A 16,771-nucleotide genomic window follows, 5' to 3' on the forward strand; every position below is an offset into this window, starting at 1 on the left:
TCGGCGGCGGCATCAGGAGGCGGCCACGACACGCCGCGCGCGCCTCCCGCGGCGGACCACGACCCGCACCACGGAGGCGTCCATGTTCCGGCGGCGTCCCGCGCGGGAGTTGAGCGCCGACGATCTGCTGTCGACGCTCGGGCGGCTCACCGCCCAGGCCCGGGCCGGGGCCGAACTCCAGCGCGCCCGGGTCGAACTGGCCGAGGCGCTCCAGCGGGAGATGCTCCCGGCCGCCCTGCCCGGCGTCCCCGGCGTGCGGGCCGCCGCCGCGTACGCCCCCGCGCGCAACGGCCTGGACATCGGCGGCGACTGGTACGACGGCTTCCCGCTGCCCGGCGGCCGGCTGGCGTTCTGCATCGGCGACGTCCAGGGGCACGACGTCGAGGCCGCCGCGTTCATGGGGCAGATCCGTATCGGGCTGCGCGCCGTGGCGAGCGGCGGCGCCGACCCGGGCGTGGTCCTCGCCCGCGCCAACGAGCTGCTGCTCTCCGTGGACAGCCCGCTCTTCGCCACCTGCACCTTCCTCACCTTCGACCCGGTGACCTGGGAGGTGGCCGCCGCCCGCGCCGGTCACCCACCGGGCGTGTGGGCCACCGACGACGGCCGGAGCGGCATCGCCGAGGAGACCGGCGGCGCGCCGCTGGGCGTGCTGCCCGGCGAGACGTACCCGGTCACCTACTGGCGACTCGCCTCGCGCGGCGCGTTCGCGCTGCTGACCGACGGTGTGGTGGAGGGCCCGTCGTTCCCGATCGAGGCGGGCCTCGCGGAGGCGGCCAAGCGGCTGCGTGATCGCGCCCCGACCGGCGATCCGGCCGATGTCGCCGCGGCGGTGATGGACGTCGCGGAGTTCACCGGACACACCGACGACGCCGCGGTCGTCGTCCTCTGCTACGACCGGGCGGACCGCGACAACGGGTGAACGGGGCGCCGCCGTCCGTGGCGGTGGCCGCGCGGGCCCGGGGCCGTTGCCCGATGCTGGGGGGATGCGCACCGGGAAAGTGCCCCCTCTCGCTGCCGACATCCTGAAGATCCTCGCCCTGGCCGTCGCCTACTTCGCGGGCGCCCGGATCGGCCTGCTGGAGCAGGTGGTGATCGACGGGACGGTGGTCACGCCGATGTGGCCGCCTACCGGTATCGCGCTGAGCTGTCTGCTCGTCTTCGGGCTGCGTACGTGGCCGGGCATCCTGCTCGGCACGTTCTTCGTCATCGCGGGCATCGGCCCGGTGGACGCCGGGATCCTCGGCAATCTGGCGGGCAACACCCTCGCCCCGGTCTGCGCGGCGCTGCTGCTGCGCCGGGCCGGGTTCCGTACCGAACTCGACCGGCTGCGGGACGGGGTGGCGCTGGTGGTGCTCGGCGCGCTGGCCGGGATGCTGATCAGCGCGACGTTCGGCGCCGGGAACCAGGTGCTGATCGGCCATCTCCCGGCCGCGCAGTTCTGGCCCGCGTGGGCCGCCTGGTGGGCGGGCGACGCGATGGGCGTACTGATCGTCACGCCGCTGCTGCTGGTGGCGTGGCATGCCCGTTTGCCGCGCGCGGTCCGCCCGGCGCGCGCCGTGGAGGCGGCGGCGCTGCTGATCGCCGCCGTCGGCGTCGCGCTGCTGTGCACCCGCAGCCCGCTGTCGCTGCTGTTCCTGGTCTTCCCGCTGATCGTGTGGGCGGCGGTACGGTTCCAGCTGGCCGGGGCCGCGCCCGTCGCGTTGATCATCTCCGTCCTGGCCATCGCGGCGGCCAACGACCGGGTGGGCCCGTTCGCCGGGCACAGCTTCCTGCTGGTGATGGTCAACCTCCAGGCCCTGAACGGCGCGGCGGCGCTCACCGCGCTGCTGCTCGCCGCGCTCGTCGCCGAGCAGAACGCCATCCGCGAGAAGATCGAGGACGCCTGCCGGGAGCTGGCCGAGGTGGTGGACCGCCTGGCCCCGGGCGAGGCCGCACACCGCTGGCCGCCGGGCGCGACGGCACCCCGCAGGCGGAAGCGGGGCCGCTGACCGCCCGCCTCACCCGGCCGTGGCCCGCCCGGGGCGCGCGTCCTCGGCCGTCGCCGGCCCGGCCGGATGGGCCGCGGCAGCCGTCGCCAGCGGACGCAGCGCCGGGTGCCAGGGGCCCGACCCGGGACCGCTCAGCACGAGGCGGCGCGCGGCGGCCGGGTCCAGCGGGAGCAGGACGAGGTCCGGCCCGATCAGCGGCCGGGCCGCCTCCGACAGCACGGTCACGCCGAGCCCCGCCTGCACCATGCCGATCAGCGTGGCGAGGTCGCGTACCCGCCGCGCGGGGGCGAACCGGGCGCCGACCGGGTCGTGGAGGTACCGAACCCGCTCCTCGCAGCCGTTCGGCGAGACCAGGAACGCGTCGTCGGCGAGGTCCGCGAGGGCGACGCGGGGCTCGTCCGCCAGCGGGTGGTCGCGGGGGAGCAGGGCGCGGTAGCCGTCCGTGGTGAGGAGGATGCCCGGTCCGGACGGCGGGTCGACGAGGACGGCGGCGTCCGTTCACCTTCGCTCCGGGGAGAGCCATGCCGTACTTCCGTGTCACCGTCACCGACCCCGCGCTGCCCGCCGGTGCGCAACGCGCCCTGGCCGAGGGGCTGACCGCCCTCGCCGTGTCCGTCCTGCGCAAGGACGTCGCGCGCACCCTCGTCCACCTCGACCTCGTCCCGCCCGCCCGTTACCACGTGGCCGGTGCTCCGCTGGCCGACGGGCGCGGCGCGTACGTCGAGGGCAACCTGACGCGGGGCACGAACACCGCGGAGGAGCGGGCGGCGTTCGTCGTCGCGGCGGGCGCGCTGCTGGCGGACGTCCTCGGCCCGTTGGCCCGCCGCGGCGTCGCGCTCCACGAACTGGATCCCGACAGCTGCGGCTACGGCGGCGAGACGCAACGCGTCCACTACCGCCGCCTCGCCGGGGAACCGGCCGCGTCCTGAGCGGCCCCGGTTCCGGCGCATGCCGGAATCATGCGGCAACGATCAGTGATCTGCCTCACATGGAGGCCGGTGCAGGAGGTGCCTGTGGCATGTGCCTGACTCTCCGTCATGTTCCGTATGTGCAGCGGTGGTTGTGTGACCGTCCCAGGTCGGCGGGGCGGCGGCCGTCCTTCCGGCAGCGGTCCGGAAGCGGACTCCGGGCGGGGGCGGGAACCTCTCCGTGTCACTGGATGATCGCTTTCCGTATTTCTCTTTCGGACCGCGTTGCACGTTTGCCCACCCATTTCCGAAATCCTGCGGAGGAGGACAGCGAATCCTCCGGCGCCCGCCGCAACGTCGCGGCGGGCGCCGAGCCGGAAGGAGGACACCGACGTGACTCTCAACGATGCGCTCGCCCCGCTGGTACTGCTCACCGCGGTGCGTGTCTTCGCCCCGGACATGCGGCACATGACGCGGCGTCTGCTGCGTGCGGGTGTCCGCGTGGGTGCGGCGGCACTGGTCGAGGACCGTCCGCCCGCCCCTCCGTGGCGCACGGACCACGTACCGGCCGCCCAGGACGAGGAGGTCTCCGCGTGAACGCCGACCTACCGCCGGTGCAGTACACCCTGCCGACGGCCCTCGAAGCCTTCCACGACCTGTACGTCAAGGCGTATCTCAACTACGCCTGCACGATGCTCGGCGACAAGGACGCGGCGCAGGTCGTCGTCCGTGCCTGCTTCTCCCACCTCGCCCTCAACTGGGCGTATGTCGTCCAGGAGGAGAGCCCCGAGGCGTACGCCTGGGCGCTGCTCAAGGTCCGCGTCGACACCCATCTGCGGTTCACCGCGGCGCCGTCGCGGATGGTGGAGACCGCGGCCTTCCAGCGCACCGCATGCGCCGCCCTCGAATCGGTCCGCTGCCAGTTCGAGGTGATGGAGACCTCCCTCGGCCTCTACACGGCCATCGCCTCCCTCCCCGAGCGGCAGTACGACGTGATCGTGCTGCTCTACGTCCTCGGCTACCCCTCGGACCGGGTCGCCCACATCATGGGCGTCACCCGCGACACCGTCCGTTCCCACCGGTGCCTCGCCCGGCGCCGTATCGCCAGAATGCTGGGGTTGCCGCTGACCGCGGCCACCGGCGACGAGAAGGAAGAGGAGTGACCGTGCGGTCCTCGCGCAGCATCCACGAAGTCCTCGACGACGCCGCGATCCCCGACGTCTTCGCCGACTTCGACCTCGCCGCCTCCAAGCGGCACATGGCGTACGACCTCGCCGCCGCCGACGCGGTGCGCCGGGACGCCGCCGCTCCGCGCCCCGCCCCCGGCCGCCGTCTCCCGGCGCCGGTGATGCGCACCGCCCACGGCCGGGCCGGGGCCGACCTGCGCGCCCTGTGCGCGCAGGCGCTGCACCGCAGCGACGCCGCCGACCTCCTCGCCAAGCTCGCCAACAGCCGCCGCATCGACCCCGACGGCGCCCTGCACTTCGGCTGCCTCCTCCATCTCGCCGGGTGCCCCGAAGGCGCCCAGTTCTGGTGGCAGTTCGCCGCCGGGGCGGGCAACGCCGCGGCCGCGCACTGCCTGCACCTGCTCCACCTCACCCGCGGCGAACTCCGCGACGCCGCACACTGGGCGGACCAGGCGGCCGCCCTCGCCGGTGGCGCGACCGTGCTCGGCCGCTCCCGCACCGCACCACCCCCCGACGCCCGGCAGCCCCGCGCCGCCCTGCGCGCCGTGGTGCGGCTGCTCACCGTCGACGAGGACGACGAGTTCGGCCGCGTACCGCACCCCGATCCCTGCCTGGCCGACCGGCTCGGAGAACTCGCCGATGCGCTCTGAGGCGGGCCGTCACGGGGCGGGCCGCCGGCGCGGCCCGGCCCGGGGCCCGACGCCCGTCCGTGGTGCGGCCCGGCGCCCCACGGCCGGACTTCACCCGCCCCCACCAGCGGAAACTCCCTGGCCCGGACGGTGGGGCCGGTGCCATGCTGGAGGGGTGAACGGACCCGAGATCTCCTTCAGCTTCGCGCCCGCGCTCCACCTCTTCCTCCCGGCGGGACGCTCCGGCGACCGGACCCGCGTGGTCACCGACGGCGCCGCCTCGCTCGGCCATGTCGTCGAATCGCTCGGGGTGCCGCTCACCGAGGTGGGGGTGCTGCGGGTGGACGGCGTCCCGGTCACCCCGGCGCATGTGCCGCGCGCGGGGGAGAGCGTCACGGTGCACGCCGTCGCACGCCCGCAGACCGTCCCCGGCGCCCCGCTGCGCTTCCTGCTCGACGTCCATCTCGGCACCCTGGCCCGCCGGTTGCGGCTGCTGGGCGTCGACGCCGCGTACACCGCCGAGGACCCGGGCGACGCGGCGCTCGCGGCGCGGTCGGCGGCGGAGCGGCGGGTCCTGCTCACCCGGGACCGCGGTCTGCTCCACCGCCGCGAACTGTGGGCCGGTGCCTATGTCTACAGCGACCGGCCCGACGACCAACTCACCGATGTCCTCGGCCGGTTCGTGCCCGAGTCCGCGCCCTGGACCCGCTGCACCGCCTGCAACGGCCCGCTCACCGACGCCGGGAAGGACACCGTCGTCGAACGGCTGCACCACGGCACCCGCCGCACCTACGACGTGTTCGCCCGCTGCACGGAGTGCGACCGCGTCTACTGGCGCGGCGCCCACCACGCCCGCCTCCAGGCCCTCGTCGACCGGGCACAGGGCACCCTCGCGGCGGCCCGGAGCTGAGCCGGGCGGCCGCGTCGGGCCCGGGGCTCCGCGTGGCCCGGGCCCTGCGCCTTCCCGTCCCCTAGATCGTCATCGCCCCGTGCGGGACCGCGTACTGGTCGATCAGCTTCGTCCGGGTCGCCTCCAGCCGGTGGGCCAGGACCTGCGTGATGATGCTGATCAGGGTCAGCCCCAGCGCCGGGTCGGCGTCGCACAGCGCGCGCACGCTGCGGGCGTCGAACTCGTGGGCGCGCACCGGGCTGAACGCCTCGGCGCCGAAGTCCCACTCGTGCGGCGGGAAGAGCCAGGACCAGCCCAGCAGATCCCCGGGGCCGAGGGTGGCCACCGTGACCCGGCGGCGACCCGGGACGTTCACGTCGAGCGTCACCGACCCCGAGCGCAGCACCCAGAACCGGTCGGCGCGGCCCCGTTCCTCGAAGATGCGGGTGTCCTGCTCGAACGACACCTCACGCGCCAGCGTCATCAGCCGGTCACGGTACGAGGTCGGAAGCGCGGGCAGCAGCCGCGTCGCGATGGTCATCTCCGGTGCCCTCCTCGCCGTCGGCGGGTACCCGCCCCGCAGCGGCGCGGGCGTACGGCCGTTCTCCTTCCATTGGAACCGCGCCGGGCGGCTACGGCACCCCGGGACGGGGGACGCCCGCCGCGGGCCCGGGGCGCCCGGGGCACGTCACGCCTCGGGCGCCCGGCCGCCGGGGCCGCCCCGTCTCGCCCGCAGAACCTCGTCAGCTCGCGGCCGTGCCCCCTCCCCCCTCGCTGGGCGGCCGCCGCAGCACATAGACACCCACCACCACCGCGACCACCACGACGCAACCGGCGAACGTCAGCCCCGCACCGCGCAGCCCCAGCGGCACGGTGAGCGCCCCGACGCCCACCACCGGCAGGGAGATGCCCACATACGCCGCGAGGAAGAACGCCGAGATCGTGCCGCCCCGGTGCGTGGGCGGGGCCGCCGCGCCCACCGCCGTCAGCCCGGCGCGGAACGCGAGGCCCTGACCGAACCCGCCGCACACCGCCCCGCCCACCAGCAGCGGCAGCGACCGCACCGCCAGCGAGGCGCCCACCAGCAGCAACCCGGCGACCAGCACCAGGCACCCGGCGGGCAGCGCCCGCCGCACCCCCAGACGGCCGGACAGCGCCTGCCCGGCCGTCGAACCGAGGAAGACCGTGAAGACCACCGCGCCCGAGACGGCGAGGTTGTGCACGCCCAGCGTCTGGCCGACGAAGCTCGGCGCCACCGCCGTGAACAGCCCCAGCAGCGAGAACCCGGCGAACGCCGCGACCGCCGACGGCACGAACACGCCCCGCACCTCCGGCGGCGGCACCAACCGCCCCGGCCGCGGTGGCGACGGCCGCCCCGGCGTCGCCACCGTCTCCGGCAGCACCCGGATCACCAGCACCGTGGCCACCGCCAACAACACCAGATACACCAGGAACGGCAGCTTCAGCGGCCACGGCGCGTACTGCGCCAGCACCCCCGCCAGCAGCGGGCCGCACCCGAGCCCGCCCATGTTCGCCGCCGTCGCCGCGAACCCGGCCCACGCCTCGCCGCCGGGCCGTGCCAGCTCCAGCACCGCCGCCGTCGCCGCCCCGCTGAACAGCCCCGCCGCGAAGCCGGACAGCACCCGCCCCAGCAACAGCAGCGGCAGCCCGCCCTCGTCCACGAAACACAGCGCGCTCACCGCCGACAGGCCCAGCGCGACCAGCAGCACCGGCCGCCGCCCCACCTCGTCCGAGACGTTCCCGGCGAGCAGCAGCACCGCGATCACCCCCAGCGCGTACGCCGCGAAGACCACGGTCACCATCAGCTGCGACAGGCCCAGCTCCCGCCGGTAGAGGCCGTACAGCGGGGTCGGCAGGGTGGTCCCCGCCATGCCGATGGCGAACACCACGGCCGCCGCGAGGGGCCCCGGACGGCGGCCCGTACTCCTGGTGATCATGACGGCCACAGTAGGAGCCCCGCCGGGCGCCGTCGACCGGTCCGCCCGGCGGGCCCCGCCTCAGTCGGCCAGCTGGTCGTACAGGGCCAGCGGCGTCACATACCCCGGCCACCGGCCGTCGTCGAAGAGCCGTACCCCGCCGTCCTGGTAGCACTGGTCGACGAGCTGGGAGCAGATCATGTGGCCCGTCGCCGCCACATAGCGGCGCAGCCCCGGCACCGGCATCCGCAGCCGGTGTGTGGCGATGGCCAGATAGTCGAGGAAGCTGTACGGCACGCCCTCGTACGCCGAGGACGCGGCGCAGATCCGGTCGCGGTCCGCGTCGGCCAGACCGGACGGGCAGACGTACACCACATCGGCGCCCGCGTACGAGTCGAGGGGGGCGACCCGCGCCCCGCCGGGCTCGGCCTCGATCAGCCGGTCGCCGGGCAGGACGAGGAACGCGTGCTGGTAGTCGGCGAAGCCGTTGCCGTTCAGCCACTGGCCGAACCGGATCAACCGGCCCACGGTGCCGTTTATTTGAGTCAGACCTATGTCGCCGGGTTGCGGACGGGCTTGGATCATCTGCGGCTCCGGGAGAGACGAAGAGGAATGCCACCGGTACCACCGGCTGATACCCGCCCCGGGCACTGGCGGACCGTCATCGAGGGTGACGGGAACGGAAAAAGAGGGTGCGCGGGCGCACCCGAACGGCCCCCGGGCCGCGTGCGCGCCCCACCCGCACCCCACGACCCCGAACCGCTGCTGAACGCCGTGGCCCGGCTCGCCGCCTGGAAACTCGGCCTCTACGGCGTCCCCGCCGGCGGCCGGGCAGCGCTGTACTCCTCGAACGACGGCAGCCGCTTCCCCGAGGGCACCCGCTGCGTCTTCGCCACGGTCTCCGGCCACCGGGACGGCTGGGCGGGAGGACGGGGCGGCCCGGCCGGATGCCGCTGACGCCGCCCCGGCCCGCTCAGGACTGCGCCACCACCGGTGACGTGCCCTTGTCGCCCACCGAATCGCGCACCGCGGACGCCGGGATCGGCCGGTCGTCCTTGAGCGCCTGCCACACCTTCGCGGACGCCGCAGGCAGCGGCACCACCCGGTCCGGGTTCTGCGGATCGTAGGTGACCGGCATCGTCACCATCTTCATGTTCTTCGGGCCGATGCCCTTCAGCTCCTCGGCGAGGCCCAGCAGTTTGCCGGTGGAGGCAAGTGAGGAATCGGCGCGCACGGTCCGCGTCGCGGTGTCCGCCAGGGAGTACAGCTTCGCCGGATTGCTCAGCCCGACGTCGTCGATCCGGTGGGTGAGCGCCTTGATGAACGCCTGCTGCAACTGGATCCGCCCCAGGTCGCTGCCGTCCCCGACGCCGTGCCGGGTACGGACCAGGCTCAGCGCCTGCTCGCCCTTGAGGGTGTGCTTCCCGGCCGGGAGGTTCAGCTTGCTGTGGACGTCCTTCACCGGCTGCCGGGTGGTGATGTCGACGCCGCCCAGCTCGTCGATGATCTTCTTGAAGCCGGTGAAGTCGACCTCCAGGAAGTGGTCCATCCGCACCCCGGACAGCGACTCGACCGTCTTCACCGTGCAGCCCGGGCCGCCCACCTGGTACGACTCGTTGAACATCACCTGGTGCGCGGCGGGCGCCGTACCGCCGCCCGGCTTGGGGCACACGGGGCGGTCCACCATCGTGTCCCGCGGAATGCTCACCACGCTCGCCTTGCGGTGGTCCTTGTCGACGTGCAGCACCATCGTGGTGTCCGACCGGGCGCCGGTGATGCCCTTGCCGTACGCGCCGCCCGTACCGGCCCGGGAGTCGGAGCCCAGCAGCAGGATGTTCATCGCGCCGTCATGCGACGCGCCGGGCCGGTCCTTGCCGAGCGCCGCGTCGATGTCGACACCCTGGAGATTGCCGTTCAGATGCGACCAGAGGTACGCGGTCCCGGCGCCGCCCACGGCCACCACGCCCACCGCGGTCCACGCGGCGATCCGCAGCCCCCGACGGCGGCGGCGCGGCGGCCGGGGGCCGTCCCCGTCCGCCGGGATGTCCGCCGGATACGGCCCGTTCTTCCCGCTGTCCTGCGGCATCTGTACTCCGTCCTCCGCCCGCCCGGGCGCGGCTGCGCCCGGCGTGCGTTGTCAATGGCCCGGGCGCCTGATCGCGGTCGGCGTACGCCGGACCGCCCGGGGCCCGACCATCCTGGGCGGGCGCCGCCCCACGGGCAACGACGGCCCGTACTACCCCGTCGCGTAGACGCCCGGCCCCGCGCCCCGGAAACCGCCGCACCCGTGAGGCCCACACCCCCGCCGCGTCCACTAACCGGCGTCGTACGTGACGGACGACCTATGGCCGGGGTCACAACCACGCCCGAGCCCCACGCCCGTAAGTATGGGTAATGCGCTTTTTGTCCTCACGGGTGATCCGGGCCCGGTGCGCCCGGCCCGTCGGGGCGGAGCCACGCACTCTGCTCCCTGCCTCTTGCCTCCGGGGCACGACAACAAGCCAGGACCGGGACGGCGCGACCGTACGAGAACACGCCTCGCCGCCCCCGAGTGGCGGCGAGGCCGGGGGAGGCGCCTCGCCCCACCCGTCAGCGAGGGGCGCAAACACGCCACCCGAGGCCCGCCTCACGTTTGCCGGGCGCACTGTCACTCGTCCGGGCGTACCCGGTTGGCGGGGTGCCGGAATCGGCTTTTTCCCCCTGGCACGGCCTTAGTGTGATCAACGGATCCCCGAGCGGCCCGGCCACCATCCGCCCGACCGCCCCGGGGCCACCCACCCCCCCACTCAACTCCCGCCCTCCGGCGCCGGATTGCCGCACGCCCGGCGACCGCGCGGACCGGGCGTCCATCACGATGAGGAGCGCCGGATGACGATCGACGCCGGTACCGAGGAAACCGCCGCCGCACAGCAGAGCCTGGGCACCGCCGCCGCGCGGAACCTCGCGACCACCACCAAGTCCGCACCCCAGATGCAGGGCATCACCTCCCGCTGGCTGCTGCGGATGCTCCCCTGGGTCGAGACGAAGGGCGGCGCCTACCGCGTCAACCGCCGCCTGACCTACACCGTCGGCGACGGCCGCATCGACTTCGACCAGACCGGCTCCCGCGTCGCCGTCATCCCCCAGGAACTGGGCGAACTCGCCCCGCTGCGCGGCTTCGGCGACACCGGCGTCCTCGCTGCCCTCGCCGGACGCTTCGCGCAGCGCGAGGTCGCCCCCGGTGAGGTCCTCGCCGAGCAGGGCAGCCCCGTCGACCAGGTCTTCCTGCTGGCCCACGGCCGCATCGCCCGCTCCGCCGACGGCCGCTACGGACAGGCCGCCGGACTCGGCGTCCTCGCCGACGGCGACCACTTCGGCGCCCAGGGCCTGACCGACCCCGACGCCGTCTGGGAGTACACCGCCAAGGCCGAGACCGCGGGCACCGTCCTCGTCCTCGCGCGCCGCGACTTCGCCGCGGTCCTGGACACCGCGCCCGCCCTGCGCAGCCACCTCCAGGAGTTCGCCGCCCTGCCGCAGCAGGCCCAGAACAAGCACGGCGAGGCCGAGATCGCCCTCGCCGCCGGCCACACCGGCGAACCCACCCTCCCCGGCACCTTCGCCGACTACGCACTCTCGCCCCGCGAGTACGAACTGAGCGTCGCCCAGACCGTGCTGCGCGTCCACACCCGCGTCGCCGACCTCTACAACGAGCCGATGGACCAGACCGAGCACCAGCTGCGGCTGACCATCGAGGCGCTGCGCGAGCGCCAGGAACACGAGCTGATCAACAACCCCGAGTTCGGGCTGCTGCACAACGCCGACTACCGCCAGCGCATCCAGACCCACTCCGGCCCGCCCACCCCCGACGACCTCGACGAACTGCTCAGCCGCCGCCGGGGCTCGAAGTTCCTCCTCGCCCACCCCCGCACCATCGCCGCCATCGGCCGCGAGATGAACGCCCGCGGCCTCTACCCCGACCACGTCGACCTGGGCGGCCAGCAGGTCCCCGCCTGGCGCGGCGTCCCGATCCTGCCCTGCAACAAGATCCCGATCACCAAGGAGCGCACCAGCTCCGTGCTCGTCCTGCGGACCGGCGAGGACAACCAGGGCGTCGTCGGCCTGCACCAGACCGGACTGCCCGACGAGTACGAGCCTGGCCTCTCCGTCCGCTTCATGGGCATCGACGAGAAGGCGATCATCTCGTACCTGGTCAGCACCTACTACTCGGCCGCCGTGCTGGTCCCGGACGCGCTCGGCGTGCTGGAGAACGTCGAGATCGCCCGCGGCCGGGACTGACCGAGGCAAGCGGACACGACGAGACGAGGTGAGGCGCAGATGACACAGCCCTTCGTACTTCCGGAGTTCTACGAGCCGTATCCCGCGCGGCTCAACCCGCACCTGGAGGCGGTCCGCGACCACTCCAAGGCGTGGGCCCGCGAGATGGAGATGATCGAAGGGTCGGGCATCTGGGGCGAGCGGGACTTCGACGCCCACGACTACGCCCTGCTCTGCGCCTACACCCACCCCGACGCCCCGGCGCCGGAACTCGCCACCGTCACCGACTGGTACGTCTGGGTCTTCTTCTTCGACGACCACTTCCTGGAGAGCTTCAAACGCGGCCAGGACATGGCGGGCGCCAAGGCGTACCTGGACCGGCTGCCCGCCTTCATGCCGGTGGACCCGGCGGGGCCGCCGCCCGAGCCGGTCAACGCCGTCGAGAAGGGCCTCGCCGACCTGTGGCGGCGCACCATCCCGGCGATGTCCCGGGACTGGCGCCGCCGCTTCGCCGAGGCCACCCAGCATCTCCTGGAGGAGTCGCTGTGGGAGCTGGCCAACATCAGCACCGGCCGCGTCGCCAACCCCGTCGAGTACATCGAGATGCGCCGCAAGGTCGGCGGCGCGCCGTGGTCCGCCGGGCTCGTCGAGTACGCGGCGGGCGCCGAGATCCCCGCGGCGGTGGCCGCCAGCCGTCCGCTGCGGGTCCTCAAGGACACCTTCTCCGACGCCGTCCACCTGCGGAACGACCTCTTCTCCTACCAGCGGGAGATCGAGGAGGAGGGCGAACTCTCCAACGGCGTCCTGGTATTCGAGACATTCCTCGGCTGCACCACCCAGGAGGCCGCCGACGCCGTCAACGACCTCCTCACCTCCCGCCTCCACCAGTTCGAACACACCGCGCTCACCGAGGTGCCCGCCCTCTGCGCGGAACACGGCCTGGGCCCGGCGGCCTGCGCCGACATCGCCGCGTACGTCAAGGGGCTCCAGGACTGGCAGTCCGGCGGCCACGAATGGCATCTGCGCTCCAGCCGCTACATGAACGATGCCGCGGGCGGAACGCCGGGTGCCCTCGCCGCCGCGCCCGTCCTCGGCGGACCCACCGGCCTCGGCACCTCCGCCGCCCGTATCGCCGCCTCGCTCTCCGCCACCCTCCCGGCCCGCGTCCGGCAGCACACCCACGTCCCCTTCCAGACCGTCGGCCAGGTGCAACTCCCGGAGCTGTACCTGCCGTACACCACCCGGCTCTCGCCGCATCTGGCGGGCTCCCGCGAGCGGATCGTCGGCTGGGCGCGCCGCATGGGCATGCTGGAACAGCCGCCGCGGCTGCCCGGCGGCGGCACCGCGCCGTCCGTCATCTGGGACGAACACAAGCTCCGCGCCTTCGACTTCGCCCTCTGCTCCGCCGGTATCCATCCGGACGCCACCCCCGATGGCCTCGACCTCACCACCGGCTGGCTGACCTGGGGCACCTACGGCGACGACTACTACCCGGTGGTCTTCGGCCGCACCCGCGACGCGGCCGGCGCCCGGACCTGCACCGAACGGCTCGCGGCGTTCATGCCCGTCGCCTCCGGCGCGGACATCCCGGAGCCGCTGAACGCACTGGAGCGCGGACTGGCCGATCTGTGGCGGCGCACCACGGGCCCCATGACGCCCGCCGCCCGCCGCACCTTCCGCCGCACCATCGAGGACATGACCGGAAGCTGGCTGTGGGAGCTGGGCAACCACTGGGCGAACCGCATCCCGGACCCGGTCGACTACGTCGAGATGCGCCGCCAGACCTTCGGCGCGGACCTCACCATGAGCCTGTCCCGGCTCGGCCACGGCCGCACCGTCCCGCCCGAGGTCTACCGCACCCGCCCCGTCCAGGCGATGGAGAACGCGGCCGCGGACTACGCGGGACTCCTCAACGACCTGTTCTCGTACCAGAAGGAGATCCAGTTCGAGGGCGAGGTGCACAACGCCGTCCTCGTCGTGCAGAACTTCTTCGACTGCGGGCTCCGCGAGGCGCTGGAGATCGTCAACGACCTCATGACCTCCCGGATGCGGGAGTTCGAGCACATCCTCGCCGTCGAACTCCCCGCGCTCTTCGACGAGTTCGGACTCGACGCGGCCGCCCGGGCCACGCTCACCGGCTACGCCGAGGAGCTGAAGCACTGGCTTGCCGGCATCCTCATCTGGCACGAGGGCTGCCACCGCTACGAGGAGGCGGAGCTGCGCCGTCCCGTCGCCGCCCACGGACGGCGCCTCGGCGGGCCCACGGGCCTGGGCACCGCGGCGGCCCGCCTGAGGCCCCGGTCCGTTACGGCGTGAGCGGCGCGGACGCCGGACGTTCCGTACGGGGAGCGTCCGGCGTCCGCGCGACGGCGGCCGACCAGGCCGCGAGCAGTTGCTCGTACTCGGCCTGCTCCTCGGGACCCAGCGGCCGACCGGCCCGAGCCGTCATGAACGCCCTTATGGCGGCGTTCACCTCGGTCAGGGACCGGGCGGGAAACGCCCCAGGTGCAGAAGTTGAGCACATGATGTGCATGATATGTGGAGATGCGTCAGATGCCCAGCGATTTCGCGTCGCCCGCTTGAAGGACCGACGTACCCTCCGCCGCCCCTGACCAGTCCACGACGCCCGGCAATGACCGGAAACCGGCGCCCACCGCGCGAGGCGCTCCGGGCCCCGTCACCCCTGCCCGCCCGCCACCGGCGGCCACGGAATCTCCGTCAGCAGCGGCACGACCGTCTCCTCCTCGTACGCGAGATGCGCCAGCAACTCCGCCGACATCCGCCGCAGTTCGGTGCGGAACCGCTCCGGCTCGGCCACCCCGACACCGGCCAGCAGCGCCGCCAGCCGCTCCTGGACCCCGGCGATCACCCGGTGCTCCTCGCCCAGCCGCGCGAACACCTCCGCCAGCTCCGGATGGTGACCGGCCATGACCGGGAAAACATGGCCGTCCTCGCCGTCATGATGGAACCGCAACGCCTGGCAGAACGCCAGGCACCGCTGCCGGATCTGCAGCCCGAGGCCCGGCACCGGCGGCGCACCCTCCCCACGGTGCGCGTCCCGCGCCGCGAAGTGCGCCTCCGTCTCCGCCGCCACCTGCCGCAACTGCCCGCGCAGCCAGGCATGCACCTCCAGGATCTTGTCGGCCAGCGTCCGCACCTCCGGCGGCCCCGCCCAGCCCTCGGGCTCCGCCGCCGCCAGCTCGACCACCGGCAACTCCCGCTCGGTGGCCGCCTGATAGTCGCCGTACCCGGGGGCCACCCGCACCACCTCCCGGAACAGCTCCGCCCGCCGCGCCCCCTCGACCGGCACCGCCAGCGCCTCGAACGCGCGGGTACCGACCTCGACGCGTACGACGGGGTGGGCGAGCAGATTGTGGTACCAGGCCGGATGGCGCGGCGCACCGAGGTTCGAGCCGACGACCAGGAGCGCGCCACCGTGCCGGACATATCCGAGGGGCGTCGTCCGGGGGAGACCCGAGCGGGCGCCGGTGGTGGTCAGAAGCAGCAGATCAGCACCCTCGAAGGGGCCACCGACCCGTCCGCCGTGGGCGCGGAACTCCTCGATGACGGACCGGGTGAAGGACAAGGACATACGGATGAGACTCCGGGAATACGGGCGGCGATGGCCGCGGTGACGAGACCGGGCGACCCGCGGCGTACACGGGACGAACCGGCCGGGAACGCGGCGCGGCGGCACGGGGCACGGCCCGCACGACCGCATCGCGGCAGAAGGAGAAAGCAGCTCGACGGAGCGGCGCACGGCGGGCGCCACGGAACGGCGCCGCACGGCGGCCGCGCTACGTCACAGACAGGGCGTGGAGTACATGCTCACGGCAGGCCCCTCACGATCGGGGTGCACGCCCGGCCACCGGCCGGCCCACTGCTCTTTGGCCGGTGCCACGCGCCACCGGGCCCCATTAACGGGCAGCCACCCGCTTCCTGTCAACGCGACTGCTCTCGTGGCAGCCGGCGGCAAACGCCGACCGGCGCCGCCGCACAAGGCGACGACGCCGGTCGGAACGGGCCCGGCCACCGGCCGGACCGGGTCAGCGCACCCGCTCACACCCGATCACCAGATAGTCCATGCTCCCCTCCCGGTAGCCCTCCAGGAACGGCTTCTCCACACCGGTACGCCGCTCCGAATGGTCACGCAGCTCCCAGTAGGGGATCGCCTCGGCGGTGTGCCGCCCCACGTGGAACGGCACCAGCCCGTTGGCTGCCATTGCCTGGAAGTACGTGCCCCGCCGGTGCATCCGGCTCACGTAGTGCTCGTCGATCCGGCGGGAGGCGTCGGAGCGGTCCGCGACCGTCTCGTTGCGGCACCAGGTGACGCAGACGTACCGGCCGCCGGGCCGCAGCAGGCGCGCGAACTCCGCGAAGAGGTCGTGCAGGTCGACATACATCGTCGTCTCGTTGCTGACGATGAAGTCGAACGACTCGTCGGCGAACGGCGTCTGCAGCATGTTCGTGTAGTGGAACTGCACCCGGTCGTCCCAGCCGCGCTCCTTGGCGACGCGCTCCGCGAACGCGATGTGGTGGGCGCAGAAGTTGACGCCGTCCATCCGGCAGCCGAACTGCTCGGCGACCATGAACGAGGTGCCGCCGCGACCCGACCCGGCGTCCATACCGCGGGCCCCGGCCGGGATGTCGCCCAGCGCGTCCAGGATCAGCTCCGTCTCGGCGTTCTCCATGCGGTGCATCTCCCGCAGGATCAGCGCCTCGCGCCGCTCGGGTGGCGCGGCGAGCACGGCGGGGTCGTACCCGCCGATGCCGTAGTGGTGGTGGTACAGACCGTCCTCGGCGCCGAGGAGGAGATTGATGTCGTCGGTGGTCTTGGTGTCCCAGTAGCCCTGGAGCTGCCGCTCGTAGGTGCTGCGGATGACCGAGTTGTCTTCGCCGATGTTCTCTTCGACCGTGCTGGTCATGAGGGTCCTTCGCAGGGTGACGGTGGCGTCCGGCACGGTGGTGCCGTACGGCGG

17 protein-coding genes and 1 pseudogene are annotated in these 16,771 nt (G+C 73.5%); 10 read left to right on the forward strand and 8 right to left on the reverse strand.

The genetic code is table 11. The features are described from left to right. Window positions 1–82 precede the first annotated feature (82 nt). Both OG422_RS29990 and OG422_RS29995 read left to right on the forward strand, forming a co-directional pair. Window positions 83–919 (forward strand): PP2C family protein-serine/threonine phosphatase, encoded by an 837-nt coding sequence (locus OG422_RS29990; protein ID WP_143943098.1) that lies wholly within the window; start codon window positions 83–85, stop codon window positions 917–919. A gap of 64 nt (window positions 920–983) precedes the next feature. After that, window positions 984–1,988, forward strand: a complete 1,005-nt coding sequence (locus OG422_RS29995; protein WP_405747393.1) for an MASE1 domain-containing protein — start codon at window positions 984–986, stop codon at window positions 1,986–1,988. Window positions 1,989–1,997: 9 nt separating this feature from the next. On the opposite strand, the pseudogene OG422_RS30000 reads toward OG422_RS29995, so the two are convergent. Then, window positions 1,998–2,471, reverse strand: a pseudogene (locus tag OG422_RS30000) (LysR family transcriptional regulator substrate-binding protein); the annotation flags it as partial. A gap of 38 nt (window positions 2,472–2,509) precedes the next feature. Here OG422_RS30000 and OG422_RS30005 point away from each other — a divergent pair. From OG422_RS30005 to OG422_RS30025, 5 genes are all read left to right on the forward strand, one after another. Then, window positions 2,510–2,917, forward strand: coding sequence for a 4-oxalocrotonate tautomerase family protein (locus OG422_RS30005; RefSeq protein WP_405747395.1), 408 nt, complete (start codon window positions 2,510–2,512; stop codon window positions 2,915–2,917). Window positions 2,918–3,289: 372 nt separating this feature from the next. Then, window positions 3,290–3,493: a hypothetical protein gene (locus OG422_RS30010; protein ID WP_143943101.1), complete on the forward strand. Its 204-nt coding sequence runs from the start codon at window positions 3,290–3,292 to the stop codon at window positions 3,491–3,493. Continuing rightward, window positions 3,490–4,059, forward strand: coding sequence for an RNA polymerase sigma factor (locus tag OG422_RS30015; protein ID WP_405747397.1), 570 nt, complete (start codon window positions 3,490–3,492; stop codon window positions 4,057–4,059). The genes OG422_RS30010 and OG422_RS30015 overlap by 4 nt, the downstream gene beginning before the upstream one ends. Then, window positions 4,056–4,733, forward strand: a complete 678-nt coding sequence (locus OG422_RS30020; protein ID WP_143943102.1) for a hypothetical protein — start codon at window positions 4,056–4,058, stop codon at window positions 4,731–4,733. The genes OG422_RS30015 and OG422_RS30020 overlap by 4 nt, the downstream gene beginning before the upstream one ends. A gap of 154 nt (window positions 4,734–4,887) precedes the next feature. Then, entirely contained in the window at window positions 4,888–5,622 is a 735-nt protein-coding gene (locus tag OG422_RS30025) for a Mut7-C RNAse domain-containing protein (RefSeq protein WP_143943103.1), read from the forward strand. 61 nt (window positions 5,623–5,683) lie between these two features. On the opposite strand, the gene OG422_RS30030 is transcribed toward OG422_RS30025, so the two are convergent. From OG422_RS30030 to OG422_RS30040, 3 genes are all read right to left on the reverse strand, one after another. Continuing rightward, window positions 5,684–6,142, reverse strand: coding sequence for a cyclic nucleotide-binding domain-containing protein (locus OG422_RS30030; RefSeq protein WP_405747400.1), 459 nt, complete (start codon window positions 6,140–6,142; stop codon window positions 5,684–5,686). 202 nt (window positions 6,143–6,344) lie between these two features. After that, window positions 6,345–7,559 carry an MFS transporter gene (locus tag OG422_RS30035; protein WP_405747402.1) on the reverse strand — a complete coding sequence of 405 codons (1,215 nt, stop codon included), beginning with the start codon at window positions 7,557–7,559 and terminating at the stop codon, window positions 6,345–6,347. A gap of 60 nt (window positions 7,560–7,619) precedes the next feature. Beyond that, entirely contained in the window at window positions 7,620–8,123 is a 504-nt protein-coding gene (locus OG422_RS30040) for a hypothetical protein (protein WP_143943106.1), read from the reverse strand. Between the two features lie 141 nt (window positions 8,124–8,264). Here OG422_RS30040 and OG422_RS30045 point away from each other — a divergent pair, with 141 nt between their 5' ends. After that, window positions 8,265–8,495: a hypothetical protein gene (locus tag OG422_RS30045; RefSeq protein ID WP_405747404.1), complete on the forward strand. Its 231-nt coding sequence runs from the start codon at window positions 8,265–8,267 to the stop codon at window positions 8,493–8,495. A gap of 16 nt (window positions 8,496–8,511) precedes the next feature. Here the strand turns inward: OG422_RS30045 and OG422_RS30050 are convergent, their stop codons facing one another. Then, entirely contained in the window at window positions 8,512–9,624 is a 1,113-nt protein-coding gene (locus tag OG422_RS30050; RefSeq protein ID WP_143943108.1) for an LCP family protein, read from the reverse strand. 782 nt (window positions 9,625–10,406) lie between these two features. Here OG422_RS30050 and OG422_RS30055 point away from each other — a divergent pair. Both OG422_RS30055 and OG422_RS30060 read left to right on the forward strand, forming a co-directional pair. After that, on the forward strand, window positions 10,407–11,813 hold the full coding sequence (locus OG422_RS30055; RefSeq protein ID WP_405747405.1) for a family 2B encapsulin nanocompartment shell protein: 1,407 nt from the start codon (window positions 10,407–10,409) through the stop codon (window positions 11,811–11,813). Between the two features lie 39 nt (window positions 11,814–11,852). Further along, window positions 11,853–14,108 (forward strand): family 2 encapsulin nanocompartment cargo protein terpene cyclase, encoded by a 2,256-nt coding sequence (locus OG422_RS30060; protein ID WP_405747407.1) that lies wholly within the window; start codon window positions 11,853–11,855, stop codon window positions 14,106–14,108. Here the strand turns inward: OG422_RS30060 and OG422_RS30065 are convergent. The 3 genes from OG422_RS30065 to OG422_RS30075 all read right to left on the reverse strand — a co-directional run bounded on the left by OG422_RS30065 (window position 14,098) and on the right by OG422_RS30075 (window position 16,717). Continuing rightward, the gene (locus OG422_RS30065) at window positions 14,098–14,241 is read right to left on the reverse strand and encodes a hypothetical protein (RefSeq protein ID WP_405747409.1); all 144 of its coding nucleotides are present in this window, start codon (window positions 14,239–14,241) and stop codon (window positions 14,098–14,100) included. The genes OG422_RS30060 and OG422_RS30065 overlap by 11 nt on opposite strands. A gap of 228 nt (window positions 14,242–14,469) precedes the next feature. Beyond that, window positions 14,470–15,384, reverse strand: coding sequence for a nitroreductase/quinone reductase family protein (locus OG422_RS30070; RefSeq protein ID WP_405747411.1), 915 nt, complete (start codon window positions 15,382–15,384; stop codon window positions 14,470–14,472). A gap of 454 nt (window positions 15,385–15,838) precedes the next feature. After that, entirely contained in the window at window positions 15,839–16,717 is an 879-nt protein-coding gene (locus OG422_RS30075; RefSeq protein WP_405747413.1) for an SAM-dependent methyltransferase, read from the reverse strand. Window positions 16,718–16,771: the final 54 nt, after the last annotated feature.

The organism is Streptomyces sp. NBC_01525 (assembly GCF_045040405.1).
GTDB lineage: Bacteria > Actinomycetota > Actinomycetes > Streptomycetales > Streptomycetaceae > Streptomyces > Streptomyces benahoarensis.

Coding starts and splice junctions, on each gene's coding strand:
- OG422_RS29990 (WP_143943098.1), top strand. CDS start 83: ATGTTCCGGCGGCGTCCCGCGCGGGAGTTGAGCGCCGACGATCTGCTG.
- OG422_RS29995 (WP_405747393.1), top strand. CDS start 984: ATGCGCACCGGGAAAGTGCCCCCTCTCGCTGCCGACATCCTGAAGATC.
- OG422_RS30005 (WP_405747395.1), top strand. CDS start 2,510: ATGCCGTACTTCCGTGTCACCGTCACCGACCCCGCGCTGCCCGCCGGT.
- OG422_RS30030 (WP_405747400.1), bottom strand. CDS start 6,142: ATGACCATCGCGACGCGGCTGCTGCCCGCGCTTCCGACCTCGTACCGT.
- OG422_RS30035 (WP_405747402.1), bottom strand. CDS start 7,559: ATGATCACCAGGAGTACGGGCCGCCGTCCGGGGCCCCTCGCGGCGGCC.
- OG422_RS30040 (WP_143943106.1), bottom strand. CDS start 8,123: ATGATCCAAGCCCGTCCGCAACCCGGCGACATAGGTCTGACTCAAATA.
- OG422_RS30050 (WP_143943108.1), bottom strand. CDS start 9,624: ATGCCGCAGGACAGCGGGAAGAACGGGCCGTATCCGGCGGACATCCCG.
- OG422_RS30055 (WP_405747405.1), top strand. CDS start 10,407: ATGACGATCGACGCCGGTACCGAGGAAACCGCCGCCGCACAGCAGAGC.
- OG422_RS30060 (WP_405747407.1), top strand. CDS start 11,853: ATGACACAGCCCTTCGTACTTCCGGAGTTCTACGAGCCGTATCCCGCG.
- OG422_RS30065 (WP_405747409.1), bottom strand. CDS start 14,241: ATGACGGCTCGGGCCGGTCGGCCGCTGGGTCCCGAGGAGCAGGCCGAG.
- OG422_RS30070 (WP_405747411.1), bottom strand. CDS start 15,384: ATGTCCTTGTCCTTCACCCGGTCCGTCATCGAGGAGTTCCGCGCCCAC.
- OG422_RS30075 (WP_405747413.1), bottom strand. CDS start 16,717: ATGACCAGCACGGTCGAAGAGAACATCGGCGAAGACAACTCGGTCATC.